The organism is Methylophaga muralis (assembly GCF_001720165.1).
Taxonomy (GTDB): domain Bacteria; phylum Pseudomonadota; class Gammaproteobacteria; order Nitrosococcales; family Methylophagaceae; genus Methylophaga; species Methylophaga muralis.
Genome location: NZ_MCRI01000125.1, coordinates 1 through 340, shown reverse-complemented (window position 1 = coordinate 340; position 340 = coordinate 1). Strand labels below are relative to the sequence as shown.

Below are 340 nucleotides of genomic sequence, written 5' to 3'. Positions count from 1 at the left end.
CCCGCCTTCACCAGAAAAAGTTCAACAAAATACAGATAAATACGGTATCGAAAATATTGTAGTTCTATATGAAAAAGTGCTGTTGATACCATAATCTTTTAATCAAAAACCTAATGCGGAACACACCTGTAAATGATTTTTTTAGTTATTCCATCTTTAATTCCGACAGGACCTATTAAAGGTGCGATTGCGTTTGCAAACCAGGCCATTTTTACAAATGATGTCACTCTCATTACATTGAAAGGGGGCTCGGGTGCTGATGCGGAAATCGATAATCGAATTAAGGTGATTAACCTTGAGAGTTTTCAAGGCTATAAAGATAAAGCCACAGAGTTACGCA

At 36.8% G+C, this 340-nt stretch carries 1 protein-coding gene; it reads left to right on the top strand.

Annotated features, from left to right (window positions below):
* Positions 1-132 precede the first annotated feature (132 nt).
* Positions 133-340 (top strand): hypothetical protein (locus A9E74_RS13915; protein WP_141696848.1); only part of this gene is annotated, 208 nt, incomplete at its 3' end.